This is a genomic window from Pseudoxanthomonas daejeonensis, from assembly GCF_022637495.1.
Classification (GTDB): domain Bacteria; phylum Pseudomonadota; class Gammaproteobacteria; order Xanthomonadales; family Xanthomonadaceae; genus Pseudoxanthomonas; species Pseudoxanthomonas daejeonensis.
This window is the reverse complement of record NZ_CP093331.1, coordinates 3003228-3018102: the sequence shown is the minus strand read 5'-3', so window position 1 is coordinate 3018102 and position 14875 is coordinate 3003228. Positions and strand designations below refer to the sequence as shown.

General features: G+C 69.4%; 10 protein-coding genes. 7 read left to right on the top strand and 3 right to left on the bottom strand.

Annotated elements, in window-relative coordinates; all coding sequences use genetic code 11:
* The first annotated feature begins 21 nt into the window (after positions 1-21).
* The 7 genes from kynU to MNQ95_RS13495 all read left to right on the top strand — a co-directional run bounded on the left by kynU (position 22) and on the right by MNQ95_RS13495 (position 11449).
* A complete protein-coding gene (kynU, locus tag MNQ95_RS13525; protein WP_241953179.1) occupies positions 22-1302 on the top strand; it encodes a kynureninase in 1281 nt (426 codons plus the stop codon).
* The gene (locus tag MNQ95_RS13520) at positions 1292-2698 is read left to right on the top strand and encodes an FAD-dependent oxidoreductase (RefSeq protein ID WP_241953178.1); all 1407 of its coding nucleotides are present in this window, start codon (positions 1292-1294) and stop codon (positions 2696-2698) included. Before kynU ends, MNQ95_RS13520 begins: the two co-directional genes overlap by 11 nt.
* A 14-nt stretch (positions 2699-2712) precedes the next feature.
* Positions 2713-4152 (top strand): exodeoxyribonuclease I, encoded by a 1440-nt coding sequence (gene sbcB / locus MNQ95_RS13515; protein ID WP_162408812.1) that lies wholly within the window; start codon positions 2713-2715, stop codon positions 4150-4152.
* Positions 4149-4835, top strand: a complete 687-nt coding sequence (locus tag MNQ95_RS13510) for a DUF2461 domain-containing protein (RefSeq protein ID WP_241953177.1) — start codon at positions 4149-4151, stop codon at positions 4833-4835. The genes sbcB and MNQ95_RS13510 overlap by 4 nt, the downstream gene beginning before the upstream one ends.
* 3 nt (positions 4836-4838) lie before the next feature.
* A complete protein-coding gene (locus MNQ95_RS13505) occupies positions 4839-5447 on the top strand; it encodes a DUF2939 domain-containing protein (protein ID WP_241953176.1) in 609 nt (202 codons plus the stop codon).
* Between the two features lie 86 nt (positions 5448-5533).
* Positions 5534-8197: an N-acetylmuramidase domain-containing protein gene (locus MNQ95_RS13500; RefSeq protein WP_241953175.1), complete on the top strand. Its 2664-nt coding sequence runs from the start codon at positions 5534-5536 to the stop codon at positions 8195-8197.
* Between the two features lie 108 nt (positions 8198-8305).
* The gene (locus MNQ95_RS13495; RefSeq protein ID WP_241953174.1) at positions 8306-11449 is read left to right on the top strand and encodes a hypothetical protein; all 3144 of its coding nucleotides are present in this window, start codon (positions 8306-8308) and stop codon (positions 11447-11449) included.
* Positions 11450-11519: 70 nt separating this feature from the next.
* Here the strand turns inward: MNQ95_RS13495 and acnB are convergent, their stop codons facing one another.
* The 3 genes from acnB to MNQ95_RS13480 are packed head-to-tail and all read right to left on the bottom strand — an operon-like array spanning position 11520 to position 14754.
* Positions 11520-14111 carry a bifunctional aconitate hydratase 2/2-methylisocitrate dehydratase gene (gene acnB / locus MNQ95_RS13490; RefSeq protein ID WP_241953173.1) on the bottom strand — a complete coding sequence of 864 codons (2592 nt, stop codon included), beginning with the start codon at positions 14109-14111 and terminating at the stop codon, positions 11520-11522.
* A 37-nt stretch (positions 14112-14148) separates the two neighbouring features.
* Positions 14149-14547 (bottom strand): type II toxin-antitoxin system VapC family toxin, encoded by a 399-nt coding sequence (locus tag MNQ95_RS13485; RefSeq protein WP_162408802.1) that lies wholly within the window; start codon positions 14545-14547, stop codon positions 14149-14151.
* Positions 14548-14553: 6 nt separating this feature from the next.
* On the bottom strand, positions 14554-14754 hold the full coding sequence (locus MNQ95_RS13480; protein WP_162408800.1) for an AbrB/MazE/SpoVT family DNA-binding domain-containing protein: 201 nt from the start codon (positions 14752-14754) through the stop codon (positions 14554-14556).
* Positions 14755-14875 lie beyond the last annotated feature (121 nt).

The window sequence follows — 14875 nt, the reverse complement described above, 5'->3', positions numbered from 1 at the left end:
CCTCTTCCGTACCTGGAATCCATGAGTCACGCCACCGCAAGCGCCCGCACCCACGCCCTCGCCATGGACGCCGCCGACCCGCTGCGTCCGTTCCGCAACGAGTTCCTGATCCCCAGGCACCGCGACCGCGAGCAGACCTACCTCGTCGGCAACTCGCTGGGCCTGCAGCCGCGCGGCGCGCGGGCGCACGTGCTGGAGGTGATGGACAAGTGGGCCGGCGAGGCGGTCGAGGGTCACTTCAGCGGCGACACCGGCTGGATGACCTACCACGGCCTGGTGCGCGAACCGCTGGCGCGCCTGGTCGGCGCGCAGCCGGGCGAAGTGGTGGCGATGAACACGCTGACGGTGAACCTGCACCTGATGCTGGCCAGCTTCTACCGGCCCACCCGCGAGCGGCCGGTGATCCTGATGGAGGCCGGCGCGTTCCCGTCGGACCGGCATGCCGTGGAATCGCAGATCCGCCTGCACGACTTCGACCCGGCCACCGACCTGGTCGAGGTACAGCCCGACGAGCCCGACGGCACGCTGTCGATGCAGGCGATCGAGCGTGCCATCGCCGAACACGGGCCGCGCCTGGCGGTGGTCCTGTGGCCCGGCATCCAGTACCGCACCGGGCAGGCTTTCGATCTGCAGGAGATCGCACGGCTGGCGCGGGCCCAGGGCGCGGTCGCAGGTTTCGACCTGGCCCACGCGGTCGGCAACCTGCCGCTGGCGCTGCACGACAGCGGCGCGGACTTCGCGGTGTGGTGCCACTACAAGTACGTCAACGCCGGTCCGGGTGCCGTCGCCGGCTGCTTCGTGCACGAACGGCATGGCCAATCGGGCATGGCGCGACTGGCCGGATGGTGGGGCCACGATGCGGCCACCCGCTTCCGCATGGCGCCGGAATTCGTTCCAGCCGCCGGCGCCGAGGGCTGGCAGCTGTCCAATCCGCCGGTGCTGGCACTGGCCCCGTTGCGTGCCTCGCTGGACCAGTTCGAACGCGCCGGCGGCATGGCCGTGCTGCGTACCAAGTCGGAGAAGATCACCGGCTTCCTCGACCAGCTCATCCGCCAGCGCCTGGCCGGCACGCTGGAGATCATCACCCCCACCGATCCGTCCCGGCGCGGCGCGCAGCTTTCGCTGCGCGTGGCGGGCGGGCGCGAGCGCGGCCGCGAACTGTTCGGGTACCTGCGCGATACCGGCATCCTCGGCGACTGGCGCGAACCGGACGTGATCCGGATTTCGCCAGCGCCGCTGTACAACCGCTTCGCCGACGTCCTGCGGTTCGTCGAGGAAGTGGAGCATTGGCGTGGGGTCTGACTCCACGCCGCGCGAGCGCGGCCTGACCCTGGTCGGCGCCGGCCTGGCCGGCTCGCTGCTGGCCATCCTGCTCTCGCAGCGCGGCTGGAAGGTCACCGTCTACGAGCGGCGTGGCGACCCGCGGATCAAGGGCTACGAGTCCGGGCGCTCGATCAACCTGGCCTTGGCCGAACGCGGACGCCACGCCTTGCGCGCGGCCGGCGTCGAGGACGCGGTCATGGCGCAGGCGGTGATGATGCGCGGGCGCATGATCCACGGCCTGGACGGGTCTTTGCAGCTGCAACGGTATGGACGCGACGATTCGGAAGTGATCTGGTCGGTGCACCGTGCCGACCTCAACATCGCCCTGCTCCGCGCCGCCGAACGCGCCGGCGCCACGATCCATTTCCACCGGCGCCTGCACACGGTCGACTTCGACGCGGGTTCGGCGCGCCTGATCGACGACCGCGACGACCAGCCGCACGACATCCGCTTCTCCACCCTGATCGGCAGCGACGGCGCAGGTTCGGCCCTGCGTGGCGAGATGGTGCGCAAGGCCGGGATCGGCGAGCGCACCGAGTTCTTGGACCATTCGTACAAGGAACTGACGATCCCACCCGGCGCCGACGGCGGCTACCGGATCGAGCCCAACGCGCTGCACATCTGGCCGCGCGGGCACTACATGTGCATTGCGCTGCCCAACGACGAGCGCACCTTCACCGTCACGCTGTTCCTGCCCAACCATGGACGGCCCGGCGGTCACGGGGCACCGGGCATCGACCCCAGCTTCGCCAGCGTGCGCAGCGGCGAAGAAGTCCGGGCGCTGTTCGCACGCGATTTCCCCGACGCGCTGCCGCTGATCCCGGACCTGGAACAGGACTGGGAACAGCATCCGCCAGGCCTGCTCGGCACGCTGTACCTGGACCGCTGGCACCTGGGCGGCCGCGCGGTGGTCCTCGGGGATGCCGCCCACGCGATGGTGCCGTTCCACGGCCAGGGCATGAACTGCGCCTTCGAGGACTGCGTGGCGCTGGCCGACGCCATGGACGCGCATCCCATGCTCGCACAGGCGTTCGCCGCGTTCGAGGCCGAGCGCCAGCCGAACGCGGCGGCGATCCAGGCGATGGCGCTGGAAAACTACATCGAGATGCGCGACCGGGTCGACGACCCGCGCTTCCTGCTGCAACGCGACCTGGAGCGGGCCCTGCAGGAGCGCCATCCGCAGCGTTTCGTGCCGCACTACGCCATGGTCACGTTCATGCGCATTCCCTACGCGGTCGCGCTGGAGCGCAGCGAGATCCAGCGCACGATCCTGGAGCAGGCCACGCAGGGCCACGACGACCTGTCCGCGGTCGACTGGAGCGCGCTGGACCGCATCGTCCACGAGCGCCTGCCGGTCCTGGAGGACGCGCGCTAGCGCGAAGGCAGCCCATGACCGACAGCTTCCTGTTCTACGACCTGGAAACCTTCGGCGCCGATCCCCGGCGCAGCCGCATCGCCCAGTTCGCCGCGGTCCGCACCGACAGCGCGCTGCAGGTGGTCGAGGACCCGGTCAGCCTGTTCGTGCAGCCCGCCGAAGACCTGCTGCCCTCGCCCATCGCCACGCTGATCACCGGCATCACGCCGCAACAGGCCCTGCGCGATGGGGTGGTCGAGGCCGAAGCCGCCGCGCGCATCGTCGACGAACTCTCGCGTCCCGGCACCTGCACGCTCGGCTACAACTCGCTGCGCTTCGACGACGAGTTCGTCCGCCACACCCTGTTCCGCAACTTCTTCGATCCCTACGAGCGCGAGTGGCGCAACGGAAACTCGCGCTGGGACCTGCTCGACGTGCTGCGCCTGGCGCACGCGCTGCGCCCCGAAGGAATCACCTGGCCGAAGCGCGAAGACGGCGCCACCTCGTTCCGGCTCGAGCACCTGGCGCTGGCCAACGGTGTACGCGAGGGCGATGCGCACGAGGCGCTCTCGGACGTGTACGCGACGATCGGCCTGGCGCGCCTGCTGCGCCAGTCGCAGCCCCGGCTGTGGGACTACGCGCTGAAGCTGCGCGACAAGCGCCACGCCGCCGGCCTGGTGGACACCTTCGCGATGCAGCCGGTGCTGCATGTATCGCAACGCTATCCGGCCAGCCGCCTGTGCGCGGCGATGGTCCTGCCGCTGAGCGTGCATCCGTCGATCAGCAACCGGGTGATCGTGTTCGACCTGGATGGCGACATCGATGCGTTGATCGAACAGGACGCCGCTGGCATCGCCGAGCGGCTCTACACGCCCGTCGCCGACCTGCCGCCCGGGGTAGCCCGCGTGCCGCTGAAGGAAGTGCACCTGAACCGGTCGCCGATGCTGGTGCCCTGGGCGCACCTGCGCCCGGAGGATTTCCAGCGCCTGGGGCTGGATCCGGATACGCTGCAGGCCAAGGCCGTGCGCCTGCGCGAGCGTGGGCCGGCCCTGGCCGAGAAGGCACGCCAGGTCTACGCCACCGGCCGCGACTACGCCGACGGCGACGTGGATGGCGCGCTGTATTCGGGCTTCTGCGGTGAAGGCGACAAGCGGCTGTGCACCCAGGTGCGCGCCACCGCGCCGGCCGAGCTCGGCACGCGCGCCTTCGACTTCCGCGACCCGCGCCTGCCTGAACTGCTGTTCCGCTATCGCGCGCGCAACTGGCCCGAGACCCTGACGCCCGCCGAACGCGGACGCTGGGATGACTATCGCCGCCGCCGGCTGGCCGACGGCAGCGAACTGTCCGAGTACGGTCTTGACGGCTACTTCGCCGAGATCGCCACGCTGCGCGCAACCCACGCCGGCGACCCGTCCAAGCTGGCCCTGCTCGATCCGCTCGAGCACTGGGGCCGCGAACTGCAGGCGACCCTGTGAGCACGTATTTCAGCGCTGCCAGTTTCAAGTTCCTGCGCGGCCTGTCCCGGCACAACGACAAGGCCTGGTTCGAAGCCCACCGCGAGGATTACGAGGCGCACGTGCGCCAGCCGTTCCTGCGCCTGATCACCGACCTGCAGCCTGGACTGGCCGCGGTGAGCCCGCACTTCCGCGCCGATCCACGCACGGTCGGCGGATCGCTGTTCCGTATCTACCGCGACGCGCGCTTCTCCAATGACAAGTCGCCGTACAAGCCGTGGCAGGGCGCGCGGCTGTTCCACGAGCGTCGCCGCGAGGTTCCCGCGCCGTCGTTCTACGTCCACCTGCAGCCAGGCGAGAGCTTCGTCGGTGGCGGACTGTGGCATCCGGAGCCCGACACCCAGCGCCGCGTGCGCCAGTTCATCCTCGACAACCCCGGCGCCTGGAAGAAGACCGCGCATGCGCCGGCTTTGCGGCGGCGCTTCGAACTGGATGACAGCGAAGTGCTGTCGCGCGCACCGCGCGGCTTCCCGGCCGATTTCGAGTTCATCGACGACCTCAAGCACCGCAACTGGGTGTTCACGCGGCCGCTGGATGATGCGGCCATGACCGGTCCGCGCCTGAGGAAGACCCTCGAAACCGACCTGGCTGCGTTGGGGCCGTTCATCGACTACCTTTGCGCTGCACTGGACCTGGAGTTCTGAGCCATGGATCCGAAACCCGCGCCGCCTCCCGTTCCTGGCCGCCGTGCGCCACCGCTGCGCGGGATCGTCGCAGCGCTCGTGCTGTTGCTGCTGGCGCTGCTCGCCTGGGTGGCCGCCGGCCCCTGGCTGGCGGTGCGCGGGATCGAACGCGCGATCGCGCAACGCGATGCCGCCGCCCTCGAACGGCATGTCGACTTCCCGCGGCTGCGGGTCAACCTCAAGGCGCAGCTGGACGATCGCATGGTCCGGACCGCCGGCGAGGACGTGGCAGGCAACTTCTTCGGCGCCCTGGCCCTGGCGGTAGCCGGCAGCGCCAGCGGCGTGGCGGTCGACACCCTGGCCACGCCGCTTGGCATCGGTGCCCTGCTGCAGGGCCACGTGCTGTGGCAGCGCGCGGGCGGCCGCACGGTCGGTGGCGACACCTGGGCGGAGGCCGAACCGGCGCGCCCGCTGCAGGGCACGCGCCTGCGCTACGAATCGCTGTCGCGTTTCACCGGCACACTCGAGCACGCCAACGGGCACCGCACGGTGTTCGTCCTGCAGCGCCAGGGCCTGCGCTGGCGCCTGGTCGACATCCGCCTGCCCGAGGACCTGTCGACCTACCTGCGCTGAACCGCTCACGAAAGCGGCGACTGGTGTCCTGAGCCACGGCCCGCCTGCGTTGTCCTCGTAGTCACCCGTCATGGAGTGGAGCCCGCATGGACACGGATATCAAGCGCAGCGTCAGCGATGCGATGTGGAAGCAGCTGGCGGCCCGCCTCCAGGTCGAACTGCCCGCCCTGAAAGCCATCGCCGAGGTCGAGTCCAGCGGCAGCGGCTTCCTGCCCGCGCCGGACCGCCGGCCCAAGATCCTGTTCGAAGGGCATATCTTCCACCGCCTCACCGCGGGGCGGTACAGCGCCAGCCATCCCAACATCAGCTATCCCAAGTGGGACCGGCGCCAGTACTCGGGCTCGCTGGCCGGCGAATGGAAGCGCCTGGACAAGGCCGCAGCGCTGGACCCTGCCGCGGCGATGCAGTCGGCCAGCTGGGGCGCGTTCCAGATCATGGGCTTCAATTACGCGCTGTGCGGTTTCGACAGCGTCGGGCGCTTCGTGGAGTGCAATGCCGGTGGCGCCGACGGACAACTGGAAGCGTTCGCGAGCCTGCTGGCTCGACCCGGCTCGCCGCTGATCGTGCCGCTGCGCCGCAAGGACTGGGCCAAGTTCGCCAGCCTCTATAACGGCCCCGGTTATCGGCAGAACCGCTACGACGAAAAAATGGCTGCCGCTTACGCGCGGCACGCGGCCGCGCCGGTGCGCGGCGGGCGCCGCGCTGGCGCGGGCGCCGCGAAGAAAGCCTCGCCCCGTTCGCTGGTCGCACCCGGCCGGCCGGAGATGGCGCCGCTGGAAATGCTCGAGCTGACCGCCGTGGGCACCGCGCGCAAGCGCACCAGCCGCGTCTTCAACGTGCGGCCGGACTCGGTCGACCTGCGCGACTGGGAGTACCAGCCGCCGGTCTCATCAGCGCCACAGGACGTGCGCTATCCGCCGGACGTGCGGCCCATGCTCGACCAGGGCATGACCAGCGCCTGCACCGGCTATTCGCTGGCGGTGGTGATCGAGTACCTGCTGGTACGCGCCGGCCGCCATGTCGAGTCGATGTCGCCGTTCATGCTCTACAGCATGGCGCGCCGCTACGACGAGTGGGCCGAGAACGACGACGGCGGTCCGGAGGCCGACTCCGGCTCCTCGCTGCGCGGCGCGCTCAAGGGCTGGCTGCGCCATGGCGCCAGCAGCGCGCGGCTGTGGCCGAAGATGGACATGCCGGTACCCAAGCAGGCGGCCAGCGAGGACTGGTGGACCGACGCGATCAAGCGCCCGCTCGGCGCGTACTACCGCCTGGACCCACGCTCGCTGCGCGACATGCACGTGGCCATCGACCAGGTCGGCGCGCTGTACGCCAGCGCCTTCACCCATGGCGGCTGGGAAGAACTCCTGCTCGACCAGCCGGTGCCGCGACCGGAAGACCCGGCCGACCTGCCGGTGATCAAGCGCAAGACCGGCAGCCCCGACGGCGGGCATGCATTCGCCATCGTCGGCTACACGCGCGACGGTTTCATCGTCCACAACTCCTGGGGCAATGTCTGGGGCAAGAGTGGACTGGCGGTGCTGCGCTACAGCGACTGGCTGGAGAACGCGATGGACTGCTGGGTCGCGCAGCTGGGCGTGGTCACCGCCGAGCACGAGGCGATCGCCGATGCGACCTCGCTGCGCATCGATACCAGCGGCAAGGGCGTGGTTTCCAGCAATCCGATCCTGGCCGCGCACGAGCTGAGCCCGTTCATCATCAACATGGAGAACAACGGCAAGCTGAGCCAGCGCGGCCAGTTCCGCACCCAGGAATCGGACGTGGACGCGCTGTTGCGCATCCACCTCAAGGAGGCCTGCCGCAAGTGGGGCATGCGCGCCAACCAGGCGGTGGACATCGCCATCTACGCCCACGGCGGCCTCAACAACGAGGACGCGGCGGCCCAGTCGGCCAAGCTGTGGGTACCGAAACTCTATGACGAGAAGATCTTCCCGGTGTTCCTGATGTGGGAAACCGGCGCGATCAAGACCGTCACCAACATGATCGAGGACAAGATCGCACCGGACGAGGCGCGCGCATCCGGCGCGTGGCAGAAGGTCAAGGACAACTGGAAGGAATGGTGGAACCAGCGCGTGGAAGGTATCGCCCGCCCGCTGGGTCGTCCGCTGTGGAGCGAAATGAAGGAGAACGCGGCCCGGATCAGCAGCAACCCCGGGTCGGGCGTGCGCATGCTGTTCGACCTGTACAAGGCCAAGGGCAAGGAATACGGGTTGCCGAAGATCCGGCTGCACCTGATCGGACACTCGGCCGGCGGCATCCTCCATTCGCACCTGGGCGCGGCGGCCATCCAGGCCGGTTTCGACCTGCGCTCGGTCAGCCTGATCGCGCCGGCGGTGCGGGTCGACGAGTTCGACCGCACCCTGGGCAAGGCGGTACTGAAGACCGGGACCAAGCTGCTGGTGGCGCACCTGACCGATGCGGCCGAGCGCGCCGACCCGACCTGCAAGCCCTACGGCCATTCGCTGCTATACCTGGTCTCGCGCTCGTTCGAGGACAAGAAGGAGACGCCGATCCTGGGCCTGGAGCGCGACCTGGTGCCGGCTCGCGCCACCCTGCCGTGGGGCGCGCAGATGATGGCGGTGGCCAGCCCGCATTCGGACATCGCCCGGTTGCCCAGCGCCACGGCAATCGACGGCAGTTCCAGCCGTTCGACCGAGGCCACCACCCACGGCAGCCTGGACGACGACAAGGCGCTGCAGCGGCTGGTGTTCGACCTGATCCACAAGGCCTGAGCGGGCGCCTCGCGCCCGCCGGCTGGAACGAGGAGAGGCGAGATGGAGGCGGTGACCGGCGTCGCCGGCCGAGCATGGGCCGCATGCCGCGCGCGCGCGAAAGGCACAGTGGCCGGCCTGCTGCTGGTGCCCGTGCTGGCACTGGGCCTGCACGCGCGCGCCGATGCCACCGTGGCCCTGCCCGCACCGCCCGCACCGCCCGGCGTGGAAGCGGCGGTCGAACCGGATCCGGCTGCGCGCGGCGAAGGCGTACTGGTCGATTCGGCGGCAGTGCGCGACGTGTTCGATCCGCTCCCCGGCGTGAGTGCGCGCACCGGCGCCTACTGGCAGGCCGCGGTGGCCACCCTGCCCGACCCGGTCGAGTCGCGGCTGGGGCGTTCGTTCGACATCGAAGTGGCCACGCTGGTGCGAAGCTTCCAGTTCGGCGGCTACGTGCTGCAGGGCCATGCGATGCCCTGGCCGGTCGTGGCCGAAAAAAGCGACGGGCCGCCGCCGCGACCATTCCGCAGCACGCCCGGCGTCCTCGTGTTCCGCAACGATGCCTGGCGCGATCCCGAAAATGCGGGACCGCGCACGCGCTACTTCGTCCTCTACCTGGTGGGCGAATCACCGACCTTCGGCGTGCAGCGGCTGGCATTGTGCCGGGCCGTGCGCCAGGCCATCGCGCTCAACGCCGGCGGCGAGCGGCCGGGCAGGGACGATGGCGGCGCCGCATGCATGACCGGCGCTCCTGCCGAACTTGGCGCCACCGCACGCGTGGCGGTGCTCGGCCCCACCTTCTCCGGATCGCTGGCTTCGATTTCCGGCATCGCCCAGCAGGCCGGGCTGCACCTGGACCTGATGAGCCCGTCGGCGACGGTCGCCAGCAACCGGCTGATCGAGCAGGATGATCCGGCGGGTCGATATTCGGTCCGTTACCGCACCTTCGCCCAGTGGGACCAGCTGGCGCAGATGGCCCACCTGTTCGCCTACCTGGAAGTCGTGCATGGCATCTGCCCGGGCGAGGTGGTGGTGCTGACCGAAGAGTCCGCATTCGGCCAGGGCACCCAGGAGACCCGCACCCAGCTGGGTGGCGAGCGCGCCGCCGCCGAAGCGATGGGCGAAAAGGCTCCGACCTGCGCCGGCAGCCCGCAACCGACCTACCTGCAGTTCCCGCAGAATATTTCCGCGATCCGTGCCGAACACGCCAATCTCGATCGCGAGGCAGCGAAGAATCCGCAACTGGTCACCCGCCGTTTCCTCGAGCTGGACATGCGCGACGCCGGCGCCAGCCTGGATCTGCCGCCGGTCTACCAGCCGCAGCTGAGCACGCGCTCGGACGAACTGAGCCTGCAACAGCTGATGGACGCCTTGAACGTCTACGTGCGACCGCGCGCGGTGATGGTGGTGGCGACCGACGTGCGCGACCGGCTGTTCATGCTCGCGGTGGTGCGACGCTCGGTGCCGGGGGCGATACCGGTGGCGCTGGAAGGCGACCACCTGCTCGCCCATCCCGAGTACCGGCGCGCCAACCGCGGCACCCTGATGGTCGCCAACGGCCGCATGCAGGCCTGCTACGTGGACGTGGTCGAAGGCAGGCGCCGCTATCGCACCGAATGCCAGCGCCCGCGCGAGGGCGCCGGCGAGCGCGAGATCGTGCCCGGAACCCGGCGCATCTTCGCCTTCCCGACCGACTATGCGGCCAACCTGTTCCGTGCCAGCCAGGAACTGCTTGCGTCCCAGGCCACGGGAACGCAGGCAACGGAAGACATGGTGCCGGCCCCCGGTGGTCGCAATCGTTCGCCGCTGAGCGTGGTCACGCTGGCCGGAATCCAGGGCCTGGAACCTGACACCTACATGCGGCTCGACGATGCGCCTGCGGTGCCCGGATCCAGCGCGACCCAAAACACCGGCACCTGGCGGGCCCGCGCACGCAGCACCCTCATCGCCGCCGACTTCCGCGTGCTCTCGCTCAACCTGGTGCTGCCGATGCTGGTCGCCGCGTCCAGCCTGGCGCTGATCGCCAGCCTGTGGTTGATGCTGTCCTCGCGTCCCGGGCGCACGGTGCTGCCGCCGGTGCGCTATGCGCTGCGCGAGACCGGGTGGCGGCTGGACCGGCTGCTGCGGGGCGGCACCGAGGGCCACGCTTCGCGACTGGCATCGGCGGCCGGCCGTCCTGCGTACAGCGCCCCCTCGCTGGCCTGCGCGCTGCTGGCGCTGCTCGCGCTGGCCACGCTGCTGCTGTTCGCGGTGCGCTGGGGCCACCTGTTGCTGACCGAGCAGTTCCGCGGCGCCATGCGCGGCGCGCTCGACCTGATCCACGGCCGCGACCGGGTCACCCTGTGGGCGATGTTCGCCCTGTACCTGTGGTTCGCCGGGCTGGTGATGACCCGGCTGCGCGCCTGGAACCGGCGCTGCGCGATCCACCTGCGGCATGCGCCGGCGGAGTTCGATGCCGGCCGCTACCTGAGCCGCCGCTACACCTTCAGTTCCATCCTGCTGGCCATCGCCGCGGTGCTGGCGCCACTGGCCTACTGGGGCAGCCGGATGCCCGAAGCGGTCGACGGCGCGCGCATGCCAGGCGCGCTCGCCCTGGCACTGCTCGGACTGGGCGTGTTCTTCCTGTCGCAGGCATTGCTGCAGAACGGCCGCCTGGTCCGACTGGGCCGCGACCTGCGCGACCATGTGATCGAACGCCTGCCCGATGGCGCCCTCCCCGCCGACTGGCCCAATCCGCACTGGCTGGGCATGTCGCCGCGCTCGCCGCTGGCCGCAGTGTTCCACGACGAGGACTGGCTGGCGCTGGAGCGTGGCGACGACCCTTGGCCGGTGCCCGATCCGGCCGATGTCCAGGCCGCGATCGCATCGACCGACCAGCGCGCACGCCTGGCTCGCTGGCGTGACCAGACGGCGGCCGAAATGAAGTTCGGCCTGACCTGCGTGCGCAGCTGCCTGTGGGCCGCGTTCGCTGCGCCGGTGGTGTTGCTGGCGATGCAGGAGGTGTTCCCGTTCGCGCTGGAGTGGGAACAGAGCGCGGTGGCGCTGGGCTCGATGACGTTGGCCTTCGCGGTCAGCGCCTGGCTGTCGATCTCGCTGGAACGCGCACCGCTGATCGGGCAGATGTTCACCAAGGATGCGCAACACGTGTCGCTGATGGACCTGATGCGGATCCTCGGGGCCAAGCTGCTGGTCCTGCTGCTGATGCTGGCGGCCACGCTGACCCCGAACCTGGGCGAGTGGCTGCAGAACTTCGTCGGCGTGCTGCGGATCTGATCTTGGCGTCGCTGCACAAAAAAGCCCGGCGCATGGCCGGGCCTTTCAGTTTTCCGTTGATTCAGATGCGTCAGGCCGCGACGGTCTTCGCCACGTCCTGGTACTCCTCGATCTGGTCGAAGTTCATGTAGCGGTAGATCTCGTTGCCGCTGGCATCCAGCACGCCGATGTCGGCCATGTACTCGGCCTTGCTCGGGATCCGGCCCAGGCGCGAGCAGATCGCCGCCAGTTCCGCCGAGCCCAGGTAGACGTTGGAGTTGCGGCCCAGGCGGTTGGGGAAGTTGCGGGTCGAGGTCGAGAACACGGTCGCGCCCTCGCGCACCTGCGCCTGGTTGCCCATGCACAGCGAGCAGCCCGGCATCTCCATGCGCGCGCCGGCGGTGCCGAAGGTGCCGTAATGGCCTTCCTTGGTCAGCTCGGATGCGTCCATCTTGGTCGGGGGCGCGACCCACAGGCGGGTCGGGATGTCGCGCTTGCCTTCCAGCAGCTTGGCCGCGGCGCGGAAGTGGCCGATGTTGGTCATGCACGACCCGATGAACACCTCGTCGATCGTCGCACCGGCGACGTGGGACAGGGTCTTCACGTCGTCCGGGTCGTTCGGGCAGGCCACGATCGGCTCATGCACATCGGCCAGGTCGATCTCGATGACCGCGGCGTACTCGGCGTCGGCATCAGGCTCGAGCAGCTGCGGGTTGGCCAGCCACTCTTCCATCTTCTTGATGCGGCGGGCCAGCGAACGGGCGTCGGCATAGCCTTCGGCGATCATCCACTTCAGCAGCGTGATGTTGCTGGTGAGGTATTCGATGATCGGCTCCTTGTCCAGGCGCACCGTGCAGCCTGCGGCCGAACGCTCGGCCGAGGCGTCGGACAGCTCGAACGCCTGCTCGACCTTCAGCTGCGGCAGGCCTTCGATTTCCAGGATGCGGCCGGAGAAGATGTTCTTCTTGCCGGCCTTGGCCACGGTCAGAAGACCGGCCTTGATCGCGTAAAGCGGGATCGCGTTGACCAGGTCGCGCAGGGTCACGCCCGGCTGCATCTGGCCCTTGAAACGGACCAGCACGCTCTCGGGCATGTCCAGCGGCATCACGCCGGTGGCCGCTGCAAACGCGACCAGGCCGGAACCGGCCGGGAACGAAATGCCCACCGGGAAGCGGGTGTGCGAGTCGCCACCGGTGCCGACGGTGTCAGGCAGCAGCATGCGATTGAGCCAGCTGTGGATCACGCCGTCGCCCGGACGCAGCGAGATGCCGCCGCGGGTGGAGATGAACTCCGGCAGGGTGTGGTGGGTCTTCACGTCCACCGGCTTCGGATACGCGGCGGTGTGGCAGAACGACTGCATCACCAGGTCGGCCGAGAAGCCCAGGCAGGCCAGGTCCTTCAGCTCGTCGCGGGTCATCGGGCCGGTGGTGTCCTGCGAACCGACCGAGGTCATCTTCGGCTCGCAGTAGGCGCCCGGGCGCACCCCCTGCCCTTCGGCCAGGCCGCAGGCACGGCCGACCATCTTCTGCGCCAGCGAGAAGCCCTTGCCGCTGTCGACCGGCTGCTGCGGCAGGCGGAACAGGTCCGAGGCCGGCAGGCCCAGCGACTCGCGCGCCTTGGCGGTCAGGCCGCGGCCGACGATCAGCGGGATGCGGCCACCGGCACGCACCTCGTCAAACAGGACCTCGGACTTGACCTGGAACTGCGCGATGACCTGCCCGTCCTTGAGCGCCTTGCCGTCGTAGGGGCGCAGCTCGACCACGTCGCCGTGGCCCATCTGCGAAACGTCCAGCTCGATCGGCAGCGCGCCGGCGTCTTCCATGGTGTTGTAGAAGATCGGGGCGATCTTGCTGCCCAGGCAGACGCCGCCGAAGCGCTTGTTCGGGATGAACGGGATGTCCTCGCCGGTGAACCACAGCACGCTGTTGGTCGCCGACTTGCGCGACGAACCGGTGCCGACCACGTCGCCGACATAGGCGACCAGGTGGCCCTTGTCCTTCAGCGACAGGATTTCAGCGATCGGACCACGCTTGCCGTCCTCCTCCGGCACGAACGGCGCGCCTTCGCGCGTGTTCTTGAGCATCGCCAGCGCGTGCAGCGGGATGTCCGGGCGGGTGGTCGCGTCGGGCGCCGGCGACAGGTCGTCGGTGTTGGTCTCGCCCGGCACCTTGAACACGGTGATCGTCAGGCTCTGCGGCACTTCCGGGCGGCTGGTGAACCATTCCGCGTCGGCCCAGCTCTGCAGAACGGCCTTCGCATTCGCGTTGCCGGCCTTGGCCTTCTCTTCGACGTCATGGAACTGGTCGAACACCAGCAGGGTCTTCTTCAGGCCGTCGGCGGCGATGGACCCAACGGCGGCATCGTCGAGCAGCTCGATCAGCGGCGAGACGTTGTAACCGCCGAGCATGGTGCCCAGCAGCTCGGTGGCGCGCTCGCGCGGGATCAGCGCGTTCTTCTCGCTGCCGAAGGCCAGTGCGGCCAGGTACGAAGCCTTGACCTTGGCGGCGTCGTCGACGCCGGCGGGCACGCGGTGGGTGATCAGGTCGACGAGGAACTGCTCTTCGCCGGCCGGCGGGTTCTTCAGCAGCTCGATGACGGCGGCGGTCTGCGGCGCGCTCAGCGGCAGCGGCGGGATGCCGAGGGCGGCGCGTTCGGCGGCGTGGTGGCGATAGGCTTCCAACATGGGAACTCTCCGGGGGATCCAACAAAAAAGGAACGGGTCAGGCCTGGGGAACGACCAGTTTCAGGCCCTTGAAATACTCGCGATAGAACGCCGCATCGGTAGTGATCAGCGCATCGCACTGCAGCAGGGCGTGCGCGCCGACGAGGAATCCGGCCATCGGCCGCGGTTCGTCGCCGCGCTGGCGCTGGCGGCGCCACATCTCGCCAGCGCGTATCGCCGACTTGGCCTCCAGCGCATTGAAGTGGATGCCCATCTCTTCCAGCGCACCCAATGCTTCGGCGCCGTTCTTCAGGCGCGCGCACAACTCCGCCAGCGCCGCATCGGCGACCACCACGCGCCCTCCGACCAGGCATTGCCGCAGGCAGGCTTCGGCCGCGTCGGCCTGCGGGCCGTCGGTCAGCAACTCCACCAGCACCGGGGCGTCGATGGCGATCATCAGCCGTCAGTCCTCGCCGGCCTGTGCGGCCGCGTCGAGCGCGAAGCGGCCACGGACCCGGGAGATCGCATCGTCCACGCTCTTGCGCAGCACGATCCGGCTACCCTCCAGCTCGACCTTGAGTACGCTGCCCTTGGTCAGGCCCAGCGCATCGCGCACGGCCTTGGGCAAGGTGATCTGGCCTCGCTCGGCGACGATGGCTTCCATGGGCCTCTCCACGACGGAATCGGTATGACGCAATGATACATACCATTCCATGCATACTCAAACCGGCATACGCTTCACCGGCGCACAATGGCGGGGTCCGATCCCCGGCCAATGCCTCCCC